The following is a 14,482-nucleotide window of genomic DNA, read 5'->3' on the forward strand; positions in this document are numbered from 1 at the left end:
AAGGCCAATTGAGATCGGGTGTGAATTCCGGAATGGTGAGAGCGGGACCACACTCGCGCTCCCTTTTCACTCGATCGGGTGAAAAGTGGCGCAATGAACTCAAGACGGTCCCTTCCGGCTCTGTTATCGCTGGCGCTCGCCGCGTCCTTCTTCGCGGCCGGTCCGGCCGAGTCGGTCACGCCCAAGCAGAGCCCCGTCGACGTCACGTTCGGTGCGATCCGGTTCGACCCGGACACGCCCGAGCCCGACGTCGCGTACGGGCACTCGGCGCTGGCGCTGAAGTACATCCGCAAGGACGCGGCGAAGCCGGACGGCTGCACGACCCGCGACCACGAGGAGACCGAGGAGGCGGACGTCGAGCCCGGTGCCGGGCACGTCACCGTCGCCGGCACCCGGTACGACCTGGTGCAGTTCCACTTCCACACGCCGTCCGAGCACCGGTTCGGTGGCCACGGCACCCCGCTCGAGATGCACCTCGTCCACCGCAGCGCGGAGGGCAAGCTGCTGGTGATCGGCGTTCCGCTGGTCGTCGGCGCGCACTCGGTCGTGGACGACGTGCTGGCCACGCTCGCACCGGAGTGCGGGACGCCGGTCGAGATCGCGCCGATCGACCTCAACCGGCTGCTGCCGGTGTACAGCCACGAGACGCTGCACTACACCGGTTCGCTCACCACGGCGCCGTTCACCGAGGGCGTCGAGTGGTACCTCACGGGCGAGCAGCACGTGACGGCCGCGACCATCGCGCGCTTCAAGGGGCTGTTCACCGCGGGCAACGCCCGTGCGACGCAGCCGCTCAACGGGCGGACCCTCGCCGAGGTGCCGTTCATCTGAACCCAGTTCTCGATGAAGGGCGCCTTACTGCACCTCAGGTGGAGTAAGGCGCCCTTCATCGATCTCGGGCGGGGTGTGAGCAGCGGCACCGGCGGGAAGGCTTCTGAAGCGCGTCAGAAGGGACGTAAAATCGTTTCGGTAGCTAACTAGTCTGCAGTCTGGGGAAGTCTTGAACACGACCCGCGCCATGACCGCGCTCGCGCTCGGCGGGTTCGGCATCGGTACGACCGAGTTCGCGACGATGGGGCTGCTGCCCCAGATCGCGGCGACCTTCCAGATCCCGGACTACGAGGCCGGCCACGCCATCAGCCTCTATGCCGCCGGAGTCGTCGTCGGGGCGCCGTTGATCGCGGTGCTCGGGGCGAAGCTGCCCCGCAAAGGCATGCTCATCGGCCTGATGCTCGCGGTGGCGCTGGGCAACGGGCTGTCGGCCGCGGCTCAGGACAAGACGCTTCTGCTCGTGTCGCGGTTCGTCGCTGGACTGCCGCACGGCGCGTTCTTCGGCATCGCGGCCGTGGTGGCGGCAACTCTTGTTGCTCCCGAACGGCGCGGCACGGCCGTTGCGCGCGTGATGGTCGGTCTGACCGTGGCGAACCTCGTGGGCGTACCGCTCGCGACGGCGGCGGGGCAGCAGATCGGTTGGCGCACCGCGTACCTGGCGGTCGCGGTGATCGCGTCGGTGACGGCGGCGGCCATCGCGGTGTGGGTGCCGCGGGTGCCCAAGGTCGAGGGCGCGTCGATGAAGGGCGAGGTCCGCGCGTTCGGCCGGCCGACGGTGTGGTTCGCGATCTTCACCGGCATGATCGGCTTCGGCGGCATGTTCGCCGTCTACTCCTACGTCGCCCCGCTGACCACCGAGGTCGCCGGGCTGCCGGCCGGTGCGGTGCCGTGGATGCTGGCGGTGTTCGGGCTGGGCATGACGCTCGGTGCGACGTTCGGCGGCCGGTTCGTGGACCGGTCCGCGATGGGCTCGGTGTTCGGCGGCCTGGTCGCGGTCTGCCTGATCCTGGTCCTCTTCGGACTCACCGCGACCGTTCCCGCGTTCATGTTCCTCTTCCTGTTCCTGCTCGGGTTCGTCGTCCAGATCCTGGCCGCCGCCCTGCAGATCCGGCTGATGGACGCCTCGCCGGACGCGCCCTCGCTCGCGTCCTCGTCGAACCACTCGTCGCTCAACGTCGCCAACGGCGCGGGCGCGTGGCTCGGTGGCCTGGCGATCGCGGCGGGCTGGGGTTACACCTCCACCGCGTGGGTCGGTGTCGCGCTTTCGCTGGCGGGACTGGTGATCGCGGCCGCGGCGGTGGCCTACGAACGGCGTGCCTTCAGGCGGGAGACCGCGAACCGGGCGATGGCGATGGCGAGCGTGGCCAGCACGGCCGTGGAGACCCAGCCCAGGTAGCGGCCCACCAGCTCCCAGTTCTCGCCGAGCGCGTAGCCCGCGAGGATCAGCGCGGTGTTCCACACCAGGCTGCCCGCCGCGGTGTGGAGCGTGAACCGGACGATCGGCATCCCGGACACCCCGGCGGGGACGGAGATCAGGCTCCGCACCACCGGCACCATCCGCCCGGCGAACACGGCGGCGTTGCCGTGCCGGTCGAACCACGCGTCGGCTTTGTCCACATCGGACACGGAGACGAACGGCAGGCGGTCCGCGATCCGCCGCACCCGGTCCAGCCCGAGCCAGGCGCCGAGGCCGTACAGCACCAGCGCGCCGGCGACCGATCCCGCGGTGGTCCACAGGATGGCGGCGAGCAGCGAGATCCTGCCCTGCCCCGCGGTGAACCCGGCCAGCGGCAGGATCACCTCGCTCGGCACCGGCGGGAACAGGTTCTCCAGCGCCACCGCCAGTCCCGCGCCGGGCGAGCCCAGCGCCTCCATCAACCGGATGATCCACTCCATTCGTCTGATTTACCCGTTTTGCCTCGCCTCTCAACCCTCGGGTGGAGAGGGATCTCCACCCGAGCTCCAACCCGTGACCCACGCGCCGGGCTGCCCGAATTCCTAACGTTGCCGCCATGACAGCGACTCTGCAGGTGGTGTTGATCGCCGCCGTGATCATCTACGTGATGGCGCGCCGGCTGATGGGGGAGCCCGCCGTGGGCAAGCGGCTGCTGGTGCTCCCGGCGGTGTTCGGCGTGATCGGGCTGGCGCAGACGTCGGTGCACTCGGTGACCGCGCTCGGGTTCCTGGCGGCCAGCGCGGTGCTCAGCGTCGTCTTCGGTGCGCTGCGGGGGCTGACCATCCGGACGTACGAGCAGAACGGCATCGTGATGCTGCGCTACACGGTCATGACGATCGTGCTGTGGGCGGTCAGCATCGCCGTGCGGTTCGCCGCGACGTTCGCGATGAACCTGGTCGGCCCGAACGCGGTACCGGCGGCCAACGGCCTGATGCTCGTGGTCGGCGCCGGCCTGCTCGCCGAGGGCCTGGTCGTCATGTCCAAGGCCGTCCGGGTGCGTGGTCAGGTCGTGTGGTCGAAGGGACGCCGGGGCGCGCCGCACCGCACCTCGCCGTTGCTGGACTCGTGGCAGCAGAAGGTGCACGGCGTCCGCAACGGGCATGATTCCTCCCGATGACGGTCGCAGACGAGTTGTTCCGCCCGGTGGCCACGCTGGTGATCTCCGCGATCACGGTGATCCAGCTGGTCAACCGGCCGCCGGGCCTGCCCGCGCTGACCTGGACCGTGACCGCCGTGGCCATCGCCGCGGCGGTCACGTCCGTGTTCGTGGTCGAGCGGTTGCCCGAACGGTGGCAGATCACGCTGCTGGCGGTGTTCGTGCTGGCCTCGGCACCGCTGTTCGCGCTGGCACCGGCCACCGCGGCGGTCGCGCTGATCTTCCTCGCCACCGGCAGGGCGGGACGCGTGCTGCGGTCGCGGCAGGTCGCGGTCGCGCTGGCCGGCGCGGGCGCGGTGCTCGGGATGCTGTCGACGTGGGTGGCCGAGTCCCTGGGAGCTCCGGACGTGCCGCCGTGGTGGCTGTGCCTCACCGCGGGGCTGCCGGTGCTGCTGGGCCTGATCCGCCGGGAACGCGCCGCCGCGCAGGCCGCCGCCGAGTACGCGGCGGCGCTGGAGGAACGCGGCCGGATCGCCCGCGAGATCCACGACGTCGTCGGGCATTCGCTGTCGGGCATCGCGGTGCAGCTCGACATGGCAGATGCCCTGCACGCCGCGGGCAAAACCGATGAGGCCAACGAAGCCGTGCTGCGCGCACGCGCGTTGGCGGTGTCCGGGCTCAAGGAGACACGGCGCGCGGTGCACGCGTTGCGGGAGAACGCCCTGCCGTTGCCGGAGGCGATCTCCCAGCTCGCGGAAAGCCACGGCGCGTCGTTCCGCGTCAAGGGCACGGCGGAACCGGTGAGCGTCGGGATCTCGCAGGCCGTCATCCGTGCCGCGCAGGAAGCCCTGACCAACGCGCACAAGCACGCACCGGGCGCGGACGTGCGCCTGGTGCTGGAGTACGAACCGAAGATCGTCCGGCTCACCGTGACCGACACCGGTTCGGCGGGGGAGCAGCACGCCGGCAGCGGGATGGGGCTGGCCGGGATGCGGGAGAGGGCCGCTCTGCTGGGTGGAAAACTGGTGGCCGGACCGGAAGGTGCGGGGTGGACGGTGCGGATGGAGCTGCCGCGGTGATCAGGCTGTTGATCGTGGACGACCAGGCGGCGGTGCGCGACGGGCTCGCCGTCATGCTCGACCTCGACCCGGACATCACCGTGGTCGGCACCGCGGCCAACGGGCGGGAAGCCCTTGCCGCCGTGGAGGAGTTGGCGCCCGAGGTCGTGCTGATGGACCTCAACATGCCGGTGATGGGCGGCGCCGAGGCCACCGGTGCGCTGCGCGAGTCGCACCCCGGGCTGCCGGTCGTCGTGCTCACCACGTTCGACGACGACGAGTCGATCCTGGCGGCGTTGCGCGCGGGCGCCCGCGGCTACCTGACCAAGGACGCCGACCGCGGCACGATCATCCAGGCCGTGCGCGGTGCGCACGCGGGCAACGCGATCCTCGACCCGGCGGTGCAGCTGCGGTTGCTCGACCTCGCCGGCCGCAGACCCGCTGAGCAGCCGGGCGTGGACCTCACCGCCCGCGAACGCGAGGTGCTCGACCTGATCGGCGAGGGCCTGCGCAACGGCGAGATCGCCCAGCGGCTGTTCATCAGCGAGGCGACCGTGAAGACGCACATCAACAACCTGTTCGCCAAGGCGGGCCTGCACTCCCGCGCCGACGCGGTCCGGCTCGCCCTCGCCCTGCGCTCCTGACTCATGAGGAATGATCGCGTTTCCAGCGGAACTAATCCGATGAATCTTGTCAAGCGTCGGCAACCTCGGTCACTTTCGTTGACATAACAGGTAGAGACCTCCTACCTTCGTGCACGGGCATCGATCCGCCGCCCGATGTGCTCCCCCTGTCGTACGCCGCCAGGAAGGACGCACCGAACGATGGAATCTCGCATCACCCGCAGGGCTGCGCTGACTGCCGCCGCCCTGATGCTCGTCACCGTGAGCCCGGCCAACGCGGCTCCCGCGTGGAACCCGAACCCCGGGACCGACGGCCTCAAGGCCTTCGAGGGCATCGAGGTCGACCGGGCCGGCAAGTTCCCGGAGCGCAAGGACAAGTACATCGTCGTCGAGGGTGATCACTACCGGTTCAACATCTGGAAGAACGACCGCGACTCGACCGGTGGCGGCGACCGTCAGCGCACCGAGTCCAAAGGCATGGTGAGCAACGGCAACGCGCTGAAGATGAAGAACGGCGAGACGTGGGTCATCTCGTACGAGATGTACATGCCGTCGTCCCTGCACGGCACCAGCAAGTTCACGCACATCTTCCAGACCAAGACGCCCAGCACCAACGGCGGCCCGTGGACGACCCTGTCGTTGAGCCGCAGCGGTAGCACCGAAACCATCCGGGCGCGTGCGTTCAGCACGTCCGGCGCACCGGACATCGCCTCCACCAACCTGGCCCCGTTGCGCGACAAGTGGGTCACCGTCGAGTGGACGATCACGCCGGGTGCCAGCGGCACGGTCGGCTTCGTGCTGCGCAACGGCACGGGTTCGAGCGCGCCGATCGCGGCGCAGGGCAAGCGCTCCGGTGTCAAGATCCCGGACGAGGGCGACTACGTGCGCCCGAAGTGGGGCATCTACCGGTCCGTCCAGAGCGACTCCTCGGACATCCTGGACACGTACATCAACTTCCGGAACTACACGGCCACGAAGAAGTAAGTGGGTCGGGTGGTCCGCTGATCGCGGACAGGTCTACCGTTGATTGCCTTCTCTTTTGTGGAGGTCAACGGTGCGAGGCGCGATCGCGGCGGGCCACCCGCTCACCGCACAGGCGGGCGCGGCGATGCTGCGCGACGGGGGGAACGCGGTCGACGCGGCCATCGCGGCGATGCTGACGTCGTGCGTGACGGAGCCGCTGCTGACCGGTCTCGGCGCGGCCGGGTACATGCTCATCGCCCCGGTCGGCGAACCTCCGGTGCTGCTGGACTTCTCGGCCGAGGCGCCGGGCCGGAACGCAAGTGGCACAAGGGCTCCGCTCACCCCGATCATCGTCCACTTCGGTGACGCCGAGCAGGAGTTCCACGTCGGACCGTCCTCCGTCGCCGCCTACGGCATGCCCGCCGGTGCCGCCGAAGCCGCCACGTACGGCCGTGCGCCGTTGAGCGAACTCGTGGCCACGGCGGCGAAACACGCCCGCGAAGGCCACCGGGTCAACCGCTACCAGGCCTACGTCACCTCACTGCTGGTGCCGCTCGCCCGCAGTGCCGGCCTGACCGCGTTCGAGGAGGGCGAGCTCCTCGTCCAGCCCGAGCTCGCCGAGGCGCTCGACCGGCTCGGCCAGGACGGCGCCGCCCCGTTCTACACCGGGGACATCGCGGCCGAGATCACCGACACGATCACCGCGGACGGCGGCGATCTCTCGCGCGCGGACCTCGCGGCCTACCGGGTCGTGTCCAGGGAACCGCTGCACGTGCGCCATCGCGGGCGGGACGTGCACACGAACCCACCACCCGCGGCGGGCGGTGCGTTGCTCACGCAGATGCTGGAAGCGTTGCCGGACAACCCGTCGCAGCGAGACCTCATCCGCGCGATGGCGGCGCCGAAGACGCACCTGAACCGCCTCGGCTCCACCACGCACATCTCCGTGCTCGACGCCGACGGCACGGCCTGCTCGGTCACCACCACGAACGGCGCGGGCTCCGGCATCTCCATCGCGGGCGTGCACCTCAACAACATGATGGGCGAGGAGGACCTGTCACCGGACGGGTTCTTCAGCCACGCGCCCGGCGACCGGCTGCCGTCGATGATGGCGCCGACCGTCGTCACCCGGCACGGCCAGGCCGAACTCGTGCTGGGCAGCGCCGGGTCGAGCCGGATCTGCGGCGCGATCCTGCAGGTGCTCGTGAACGTCCTCGACCGCGGCATGCCCGCCCAGGACGCCGTGGACGCGCCCCGGCTGCACCTGGGTGGAGACCACCTCCACGTCGAACCGGGAATCAGACCGGAAAGTGAACTCCCGGTGACGCGATTCCGCGCGCTGAACATGTTCTTCGGCGGTTGCCAGGTCGTCGAGATGACCGGATCAGGACTGCTCAGGGGTGGTGGGGATCACCGTCGCGACGGTGCGGTGATCATTGTGTGAGACTTTGCCCGCAGAATGGGAAATTCAGTTCCTGATTGACGGGTCGACAAGCACGATGGAGCGGTGACGGCACTTCGCGAGAGAACATCCTCGCCGCTCCTGTCCCGAACGTTCCTGCAACTCTCCGTCATCAGCGTCGTGTGCGGCGTCTCGATGGCGTTCGCGCTGCCGTTCAACTCGCTGTTCCTGACCACCGAGGTCAAGGTCACACCGCTCCAGCTCAGCGTGTTCCTGATCGCGAGCCCGCTCGCGTCCGTGGTCGCCAGCACGATCCTGGGCAAATTGTCGGACGGCCGGGTCCAGCGCCGGTACACGCTGGCCGCGGGCGGTGTCGCCGGCGTGATCGGCTACGGCCTGTTCGCCGTCCTGCGCGACTACTGGCTCCTGCTCGGCACCACGGTGATCTTCGTGGCGATCACGTCGTCGTTGCTGCCCCAGCTCTTCGCGTACGGCCGTCAGGTCTCACAAGGACCGTCGATGGTCGTCAGCGTCCTGCGCACGTTGCTCTCCGTCGCGTGGGTGGCCGGCCCGCCGCTGGCCGCGCTGGTCGTCGCGAACGTCGGCTGGGTGGGCCTGTACGGTGCGACGGCCCTGCTGCAGCTCGGCGTCGCGGTGCTCGCCGTGCTGTTGCCGGTGCCGGCCGCGGAGCCCGAGGAAACGCCGGTGGTCGAGGAAACGGGCCACACGCGCGCCGGCTTCCCGTTCGTCGCTGCGGCTTTCGTGTTCCTGCAGGGCTCGGTCGGGCTCGCGGTGGGTGGCCTGCCGCTGTTCGTCACGACCGAGCTGAAGGGCACCGCGGGCGACGCCGGACTCGCGATGGGGCTGTGCGCGGCGCTGGAGATCCCGATGATGCTGTGGTTCGGGGCGCTGGCCAACCGAATGTCGCAGCACAAGCTCGTGGTGATCGGTGCCGCGATCTCGTTGAGCTACCACGGACTGATGCTGTTCACGCACGCCGTTTGGCAGGTGCTGGCGTTGCAGGTGCTGCACGCCACCGTCATCTCGCTGGTGATGGGGGTGGGCATCACGTACTTCCAGAGCCTCGACCCCGAGCGGCCCGGCCACGCCACGACGATCTTCAGCAACACCCAGGTCGTCGGCGGCATGATCTCGGGCGCGCTGCTCGGCGTGGCGCAGCAGTTCGGGTTCCGCTGGATCTACGGGTTCACCCTCACTATGTGTGTGCTCGGACTGATGTTGCTTCTCGTTGCGGGCAGGTTCACCCGCCGTTCCGAACCGGTTCTGCTGCGCTGAACCGCCCGTGAGATCAAGGCGTGCTGCAGGTGTTTCCCGACCGTGACCGGACGAGCGGGACAAGATCCGGTCGTGTGTCACAGGCGGATCGAGTGTGCGCAGGTGCGGGGCGGTAGTTAGCCTGACTCACGAGTCAAGAACGGTCAGGTGGCCTACCTGTTCATCGTGACGGAACGTAGACGAAACAGTCTGCCCGTCAACACAGCGTGCGGTTAATTGGTCACAAACGACCTATTGGTGAAATAACCACGCGTTCGGGTGACCCTGTGGTGCTGGCACACTGCGCTCCGTGCCGACCCAGTACCCCGACGAACCGACCGAGCGTCACCTCGCGCCCGACCCGGCGTTGATGGAGGCCGCCCGCGCCAGGGGCCGCGAACGCTGGGCCGCGGCCGGTGACCTGCCGGCACCGGAGGAGAAGCCGCCGGGCCGCCAGCTCACGCCGCGCGTCGCCGTGATCGTCGCGGTGGTCGCGCTGCTCGTCCTCGCCGGGGTGGCGATCGTGACGTTCAGCGGCGGGTCGGGCGAGGGGGACACCAACGTCGCGCAGCCCTCGCACAGCTACGTGCCCGGCCTGATCACGCCGCCGGAGGAGCTGCCGGACGAGTCGTCGTCGGCGCCGTCGAACAGCATGGACCCCACGCTCGCGTCGTCGGCACTAGGTCTGATCACGCCGACGACGACGCCCGTCAACGCACCGCCGCCCGCCGACAACAAGGCTCCTGGCGGCCCCAGGTCGGTGACGATGGGGCCCGGTTGCGGTGGCTACAGCAGCGTCGGCGAGTACCGCGACGGCCGCAAGGGCTGGGTCGACCACGGTGACGGCAAGTGCGGGTCGACGTTCGTGTCCATCCCGATGTCCGGCGACGCGCGCCGCGACGACCCCTCGGCGTACGGGCTGTGGACGTTCACCGCCGCCGGCAGCTGCGACGTCTCGGTGTTCATCCCGAACGGCAGCCTGGAGGAGGTCGGCGGTAACCCGACCGTGTACTACGTCTTCGACCGCAACGGCATCGGCGGCACCCCGATGGCGTCGTTCGCGATCAAGCAGGTCGAGAAGCGCGGCCAGTGGGTCGGCGTCGGGAAGTTCAAGGCCAGCGGAAACCTCACCGTGCAGCTTCTTACGCGAGGTCAGGACTGGAACAACTCCGGACCCACCTACGCCCATCACGCCGCGAGTGCCATCAAGGCAGACTGCACGGCGTGACGAGAGATCTGCACTTGGTCCGGCACGGTGAGGCGACGAAGGACGAGTCGAGGCTGACCGCACGCGGCCGCAGGCAGTCCGAGCTGCTCGCGGAACGGTTGCGGAGTACTGGTTTCGCGGCGGTGCACCACGGTCCGGCGCCGCGGGCGACCGAGACCGCGTCGATCATCGCCGAGGTGCTGAAGGTGCCCTGCCGGGTCGAGGCCGCGGCGGACGACTTCGTGCCGCACTTCGTTCCCGACCACGACGAGTTCTTCGACCAGTTCCCCGAGTCGGAACGCACGCGCGGTCCTGCTTTGGCGCACGAGGCCGAGACGCGGTTCGCCCGGCCCGGCGACGGCCCGGTGCTGGTGGTGACGCACTCGTTCCTGATCGGCTGGCTGGTGCGGGACGCGCTGGACGCCCCGCCCGAGCGGTGGCTGTCGTTGAACCACGACAACGCCGCGCTGACCGTCATCCGCTACACCACGGGCAAACCGCCGTCATTGCTCAGGTTCAACGACGGCGGCCACCTCAGCGGGCTTTGAGCGTCAGCAAGGTGATCTCACTGGGGGCGAAGACGCGCATCGGCGGGCCCCAGAAGCCGGCGCCGCGGCTGGTGTAGAGCTGGGTCCGGTCGCTGTGCCTGCTCAGGCCGGCGACCACCGGCTGCTGCAGCCGCACCAGGTAGTGGAACGGCCAGATCTGCCCGCCGTGCGTGTGCCCGGACAGCTGCAGGTCCACGCCCGCCTCGACGGCTTTGCGGATCTCCGACGGCTGGTGGGCGAGCAGCACGACCGGGTCGCTGCCGTACGTGCCGCGCAGCGCCAGGGCGAGGTCGGCGGCGTGGCCGGGTTCGCCGGAGTGGTCGGCGGTGATGTCGTCGATGCCCGCGAACACCAGGCGGGCGTCGCCGCGTTCGAGCGCCACGTGCTCGTTGTGCAGCGCCTTCCAGCCCAGGCGGGTCATCAGGTCGATCCAGCCCTGCGCGTTGGAGTAGTACTCGTGGTTGCCGGTGATGTAGAAGCGGTGCTCGGTGTTGACGTCGCCGAGCGGGGTGGCCTGCTCCAGGCGCTGGTCGGCGGTGCCGTCGGCGATGTCACCGACGTGCACGGCGATGTCGGCGTTCAGCTCGTTGACCGCCTTGACCATGCCCTTGGACCACTTGGTGCGGTTGATGGCGCCGTAGTGGGTGTCGGTGATGACCGCGACGGTCAGGCCGTCGAACGCCGGGTCGAGGCGCGGGATCGTCACGTCCTGGCGCTTGATCCGCGGCACCCGCATGGCCTCGTACACGCCGTAGGCCGTGATCGTGACGATGAGAACGGCCAACAACACGGCGATGAGGCGGGAGCGGAACGGGTTCTCCACGCCGCCGATCGCCAGGGCGAGCCGCAGGACGTCGGTGATCAGCGTCCACACGAACGCGATCCACACGAAGCCGAGCAGGAACTGGGAGATCCGCGCGGCCCGGTCGCTCGTGCGCTGCGTGAACAGCACGATCATGCTGATGGCGCCGGCGGCGAAGACGACCGCGGCGATCGGGCGGACCGGGTCGGGCCACTCCGCGCTCGCGGCGAACAGGCCCTCGAACGGGACCCAGAACAGCAGCGTCGTGACGCTCAGCAGGACGAGCGTGAAGACCACACGCCGTACCGTGATGCGGGGCCGGGTCGCCGTGGTCGTCATCGCTCATCCTCCTGAGGGTCCTGAACTTCAATTTATGTCAACGCGCGGATGAGGGTTTGCTCGCCCGAGTTGCCGTTGACGTCGGTCACACGTGTTCTCAGCGAAATCGGGCCGGATTTCACTTTGAGCAGAACGCCGTGGTCGCCGAACAATGCGTAGGACGCCCGCTGCCACGTCGTGCCGTCGTCGTAGGACACGTCCACGGTCAGCTTCTTGGTTCGACCGGCCGTGGTCGTCCGGTCGAGGCGGAACGGGATGGTGCCGCCGTCGCGGTCGTCGAACCGGACCGCGGTGAGGGGGAGCGGGCCGGTTTCCTTCGAGTCGAACTCCCACGCCGCCTGGACGGTCTTGGTGACGGCCTCCAGCCGGTACCTGGCCTTGCCGGGCGGGACCTGGAACGTGCCGCCGTCGGGGTGGCTGATGCCGTCGACCAGCCTGCCGTCGCGGTGCAGTTCCACGCGGCCCTCGATCTCCCGGTCGCCCGCGAAGCCGTAGTGGCCGGGCGTCGAGTCGGACAGCAGCGCGGTGTTGGCGGTGATGATGTCGCCGTCGCGGCGCATCGTGGTGGACGTGACGGACGGGCCGTACGCGCCGTGGCTCCACTTCTCCTCGTACGTCTTGCCATTGGTGTACGGGCGCCAGGTTTGTGCTTGCAGGACGAGCTGGTCCCGCGTCTGGGCCGACCACCACTCGACGTCGCCGGTCGAGTGGTAGCAGGTCGTGTGCGTGCCGGGGAACGTGACGTTCTCGGCCGCGTCACCGGGCGGGGGCGTGGAGAGCGGGTGCTCGGCGAACGTGATCCACTCGCCGGTCGCTTCCGGTTTGCCGATCTTGGCGGTTGCCTTGGCCAGGTCGGCGTCCTTGACGTCCGGGAACGTCGCGGTGAGGGCGTTCTCCTCGCTGACCGCGATCGCGCAGGTGCTCGTGGTGTCACCGCAGGACGTGCTGCCCTGGACGTTCCTGGCGAACTGCACCGCCGTGTAGATCATGCCGTTCGCGGTGCCGGGGACCACGTACACGTCGTCGCCCTGGCTCGCGAACGCCGAACCGTTCGGCGTGCCCAGGCTGGTGCCGAGGAGTCCGGTGCCGGTGGCGCCGTTGACCGTGGCCTGGAGCCGCTGCCCTGCGCGCGCGTCGAGCGTCACCTCGGCGCCGTTCGGGCCGACCATGACGTCCTGGGCGACGAGGGTCTGCGACGGTTCCCACGGCGGGCGGCCGTCGATCGGGCTCGGGACCCACGCGAAGACGGTGTAGCGGCCCTGCGGGACGTCGCCCTGCAGGCCGCGGCCGTTGCCGATGCCACCGGCGTACAGCTTCTTGTTCGTGTGATCGGCCATCGCGACCAGGAAGCCGTAGCCGCCGGTGCCGTTCGGTGCGCCGTCCCTGGCGATCGACCCGACCTCGAGCCGGCCGGTGGGTTCGTTCTTCGTTCGTGTGGAGACCGCCGTGCGGAGGACGTTGTTGTTGTCCTTGGCGATGATCACGTCACCGGCACCCGGTCTGACGGCCTTGAACGTCGCGGTCGCGGTGCCCTTGGCCGGGACCTCGACGGTGGTGCGGTCGGCTTCGACGTTGCTGGGCTTGGTGATCGTGAGCTTGATCTTCTGCGGGCCGTCGTTGCGGTAGGTGATGGTGCCGGTGCCGAGCTCCAGGGTCGCGGGCTCGGCGGTGACCTGCGTTTTCGTTGCCCTGTCGAGGTTCACGACGCCGGTGCCCTCCTCGAACACCTGCGCGCCGGCCGCATCCGTGGTGTTCGTGAGAGCGGCCTTGAGGCGGGCGGCGGACCAGTCCGGGTGCCGGCCTGCCAGGATCGCCGCCGCGCCCGTGACGTGCGGGGTGGCCATCGACGTGCCGCTGGCCAGCGTGTACCGGTCGTTGAGCGGGTAGCCCATGGACGTGTTGCGCGCCCGTGCCGCCGCGATCGCGTAACCGGGCGCGCTGACCTCCGGCTTCACGGCGCCGTCGAGACGCGGGCCGCGGCTGGAGAAGTAGCTGAGCCGGTTCTGCTTGGTCACGCTCGCGACCGCCAGCGCCGCGTCCGCCGCCGCCGGTGAGCCGACCGACTCCTCGCGCCCTTCGTTGCCCGCCGCGACGACGAAGAGCGTGTTGTACTTGGCGCTCAACGTGTTCAGCACCTGGCTGAGCTCGTCGGTGCCGTCGGTCGCGTCACCGCCCAGGCTGAGGTTCACGACCTTGGCACCCTGCTCGGCCGCCCACTGCATGCCCGCGATGATCGCGGACTCCTGGCAAGAGCTCGGCCCGCAGACCTTGCCGATCAACAGGTCCGCGTCCGGTGCCGTGCCCGGCTCCGGTCCCGAGCCCGCGATGATGCCCGCGACGTGCGTGCCGTGGCCGTGCTCGTCGGTGACATCGTTGTCATCGCCGGTGAAGTTCTTCGTGGCCTTGATGCGGCCCTTGAGGTCGGGGTGGTCCTGGTCGACGCCGGTGTCGAGGACGGCGACCTTCACGCCTTTCGCGGTGTAGCCGCGCTGCCAGGCCTTGGGGGCCTTGATCTGCGGGACGCTCTCGTGGTCGAGCGGCCGGAAGATCCGGTCCGGGCTGATCTTCGTGATGCCGGGCAGTTCGGTGGCCTGTGCGGGTGCTTTGGGGTTGAGCTGGTGCCACAGGTTCTCGGTGATGTTCATCGACGTGAAGTGGTCGCCGGCGTAGTGGATGATCGCTTTGGTCGCGGGCTTGCTGACGTCGAACAGCTTCGCGTCCAGCACACCGTTGACGACGAGCTGCTGAGCGTCGAACGGGATGACCGACACCCGGCCCTCGTCGACGGTCTGCAGGAACGGCATCCGCTCGCGTCCGGGAGCGGGTTTGATCACGACTTTCGGTGGTTTTCCCTGCTGTGTGACGACATTCACGCGGTCGCC

Annotated in this window: 13 protein-coding genes; 10 read left to right on the plus strand and 3 right to left on the minus strand. The window is 69.3% G+C overall.

Going from position 1 to position 14,482, the window contains the following annotated elements; all coding sequences use genetic code 11:
* Positions 1-93: 93 nt before the first annotated feature.
* Positions 94-831 carry a carbonic anhydrase family protein gene (locus tag ABZV40_RS35580; RefSeq protein ID WP_355451921.1) on the plus strand — a complete coding sequence of 246 codons (738 nt, stop codon included), beginning with the start codon at positions 94-96 and terminating at the stop codon, positions 829-831.
* Positions 832-1,000: 169 nt separating this feature from the next.
* Positions 1,001-2,227, plus strand: coding sequence for an MFS transporter (locus ABZV40_RS35585; protein WP_355451924.1), 1,227 nt, complete (start codon positions 1,001-1,003; stop codon positions 2,225-2,227).
* Here ABZV40_RS35585 and ABZV40_RS35590 read toward each other — a convergent pair.
* A complete protein-coding gene (locus ABZV40_RS35590) occupies positions 2,134-2,727 on the minus strand; it encodes a DedA family protein (RefSeq protein WP_355451927.1) in 594 nt (197 codons plus the stop codon). The genes ABZV40_RS35585 and ABZV40_RS35590 overlap by 94 nt on opposite strands.
* A 116-nt stretch (positions 2,728-2,843) precedes the next feature.
* On the opposite strand from ABZV40_RS35590, the gene ABZV40_RS35595 reads away from it, so the two are divergent.
* The 8 genes from ABZV40_RS35595 (at position 2,844) to ABZV40_RS35630 (ending at position 10,459) form a co-directional block, all read left to right on the plus strand.
* On the plus strand, positions 2,844-3,404 hold the full coding sequence (locus tag ABZV40_RS35595) for a DUF1453 domain-containing protein (protein WP_355451930.1): 561 nt from the start codon (positions 2,844-2,846) through the stop codon (positions 3,402-3,404).
* Positions 3,401-4,462, plus strand: coding sequence for a histidine kinase (locus ABZV40_RS35600; protein ID WP_355451933.1), 1,062 nt, complete (start codon positions 3,401-3,403; stop codon positions 4,460-4,462). Before ABZV40_RS35595 ends, ABZV40_RS35600 begins: the two co-directional genes overlap by 4 nt.
* Positions 4,459-5,085, plus strand: a complete 627-nt coding sequence (locus ABZV40_RS35605) for a response regulator transcription factor (RefSeq protein ID WP_355451936.1) — start codon at positions 4,459-4,461, stop codon at positions 5,083-5,085. Before ABZV40_RS35600 ends, ABZV40_RS35605 begins: the two co-directional genes overlap by 4 nt.
* Before the next feature lie 180 nt (positions 5,086-5,265).
* Complete coding sequence (locus ABZV40_RS35610; protein WP_355451939.1) at positions 5,266-6,048, plus strand: hypothetical protein; 783 nt, start codon at positions 5,266-5,268, stop codon at positions 6,046-6,048.
* A gap of 70 nt (positions 6,049-6,118) precedes the next feature.
* Positions 6,119-7,471 carry a gamma-glutamyltransferase gene (locus ABZV40_RS35615; RefSeq protein WP_355451942.1) on the plus strand — a complete coding sequence of 451 codons (1,353 nt, stop codon included), beginning with the start codon at positions 6,119-6,121 and terminating at the stop codon, positions 7,469-7,471.
* A 63-nt stretch (positions 7,472-7,534) separates the two neighbouring features.
* Positions 7,535-8,725 carry a sugar efflux transporter gene (locus ABZV40_RS35620; protein WP_355451945.1) on the plus strand — a complete coding sequence of 397 codons (1,191 nt, stop codon included), beginning with the start codon at positions 7,535-7,537 and terminating at the stop codon, positions 8,723-8,725.
* Between the two features lie 289 nt (positions 8,726-9,014).
* Complete coding sequence (locus tag ABZV40_RS35625) at positions 9,015-9,932, plus strand: hypothetical protein (RefSeq protein WP_355451948.1); 918 nt, start codon at positions 9,015-9,017, stop codon at positions 9,930-9,932.
* On the plus strand, positions 9,929-10,459 hold the full coding sequence (locus ABZV40_RS35630) for a histidine phosphatase family protein (protein ID WP_355451951.1): 531 nt from the start codon (positions 9,929-9,931) through the stop codon (positions 10,457-10,459). Before ABZV40_RS35625 ends, ABZV40_RS35630 begins: the two co-directional genes overlap by 4 nt.
* Here the strand turns inward: ABZV40_RS35630 and ABZV40_RS35635 are convergent.
* Both ABZV40_RS35635 and ABZV40_RS35640 read right to left on the minus strand, forming a co-directional pair.
* The gene (locus ABZV40_RS35635) at positions 10,446-11,600 is read right to left on the minus strand and encodes a metallophosphoesterase (RefSeq protein WP_355451954.1); all 1,155 of its coding nucleotides are present in this window, start codon (positions 11,598-11,600) and stop codon (positions 10,446-10,448) included. The two genes, ABZV40_RS35630 and ABZV40_RS35635, sit on opposite strands and share 14 nt — an antisense overlap.
* Before the next feature lie 32 nt (positions 11,601-11,632).
* The gene (locus ABZV40_RS35640; RefSeq protein ID WP_355451957.1) at positions 11,633-14,434 is read right to left on the minus strand and encodes a S8 family serine peptidase; all 2,802 of its coding nucleotides are present in this window, start codon (positions 14,432-14,434) and stop codon (positions 11,633-11,635) included.
* Positions 14,435-14,482: the final 48 nt, after the last annotated feature.

It is taken from the genome of Lentzea sp. NPDC004782 (genome assembly GCF_040609115.1).
Lineage (GTDB): Bacteria > Actinomycetota > Actinomycetes > Mycobacteriales > Pseudonocardiaceae > Lentzea.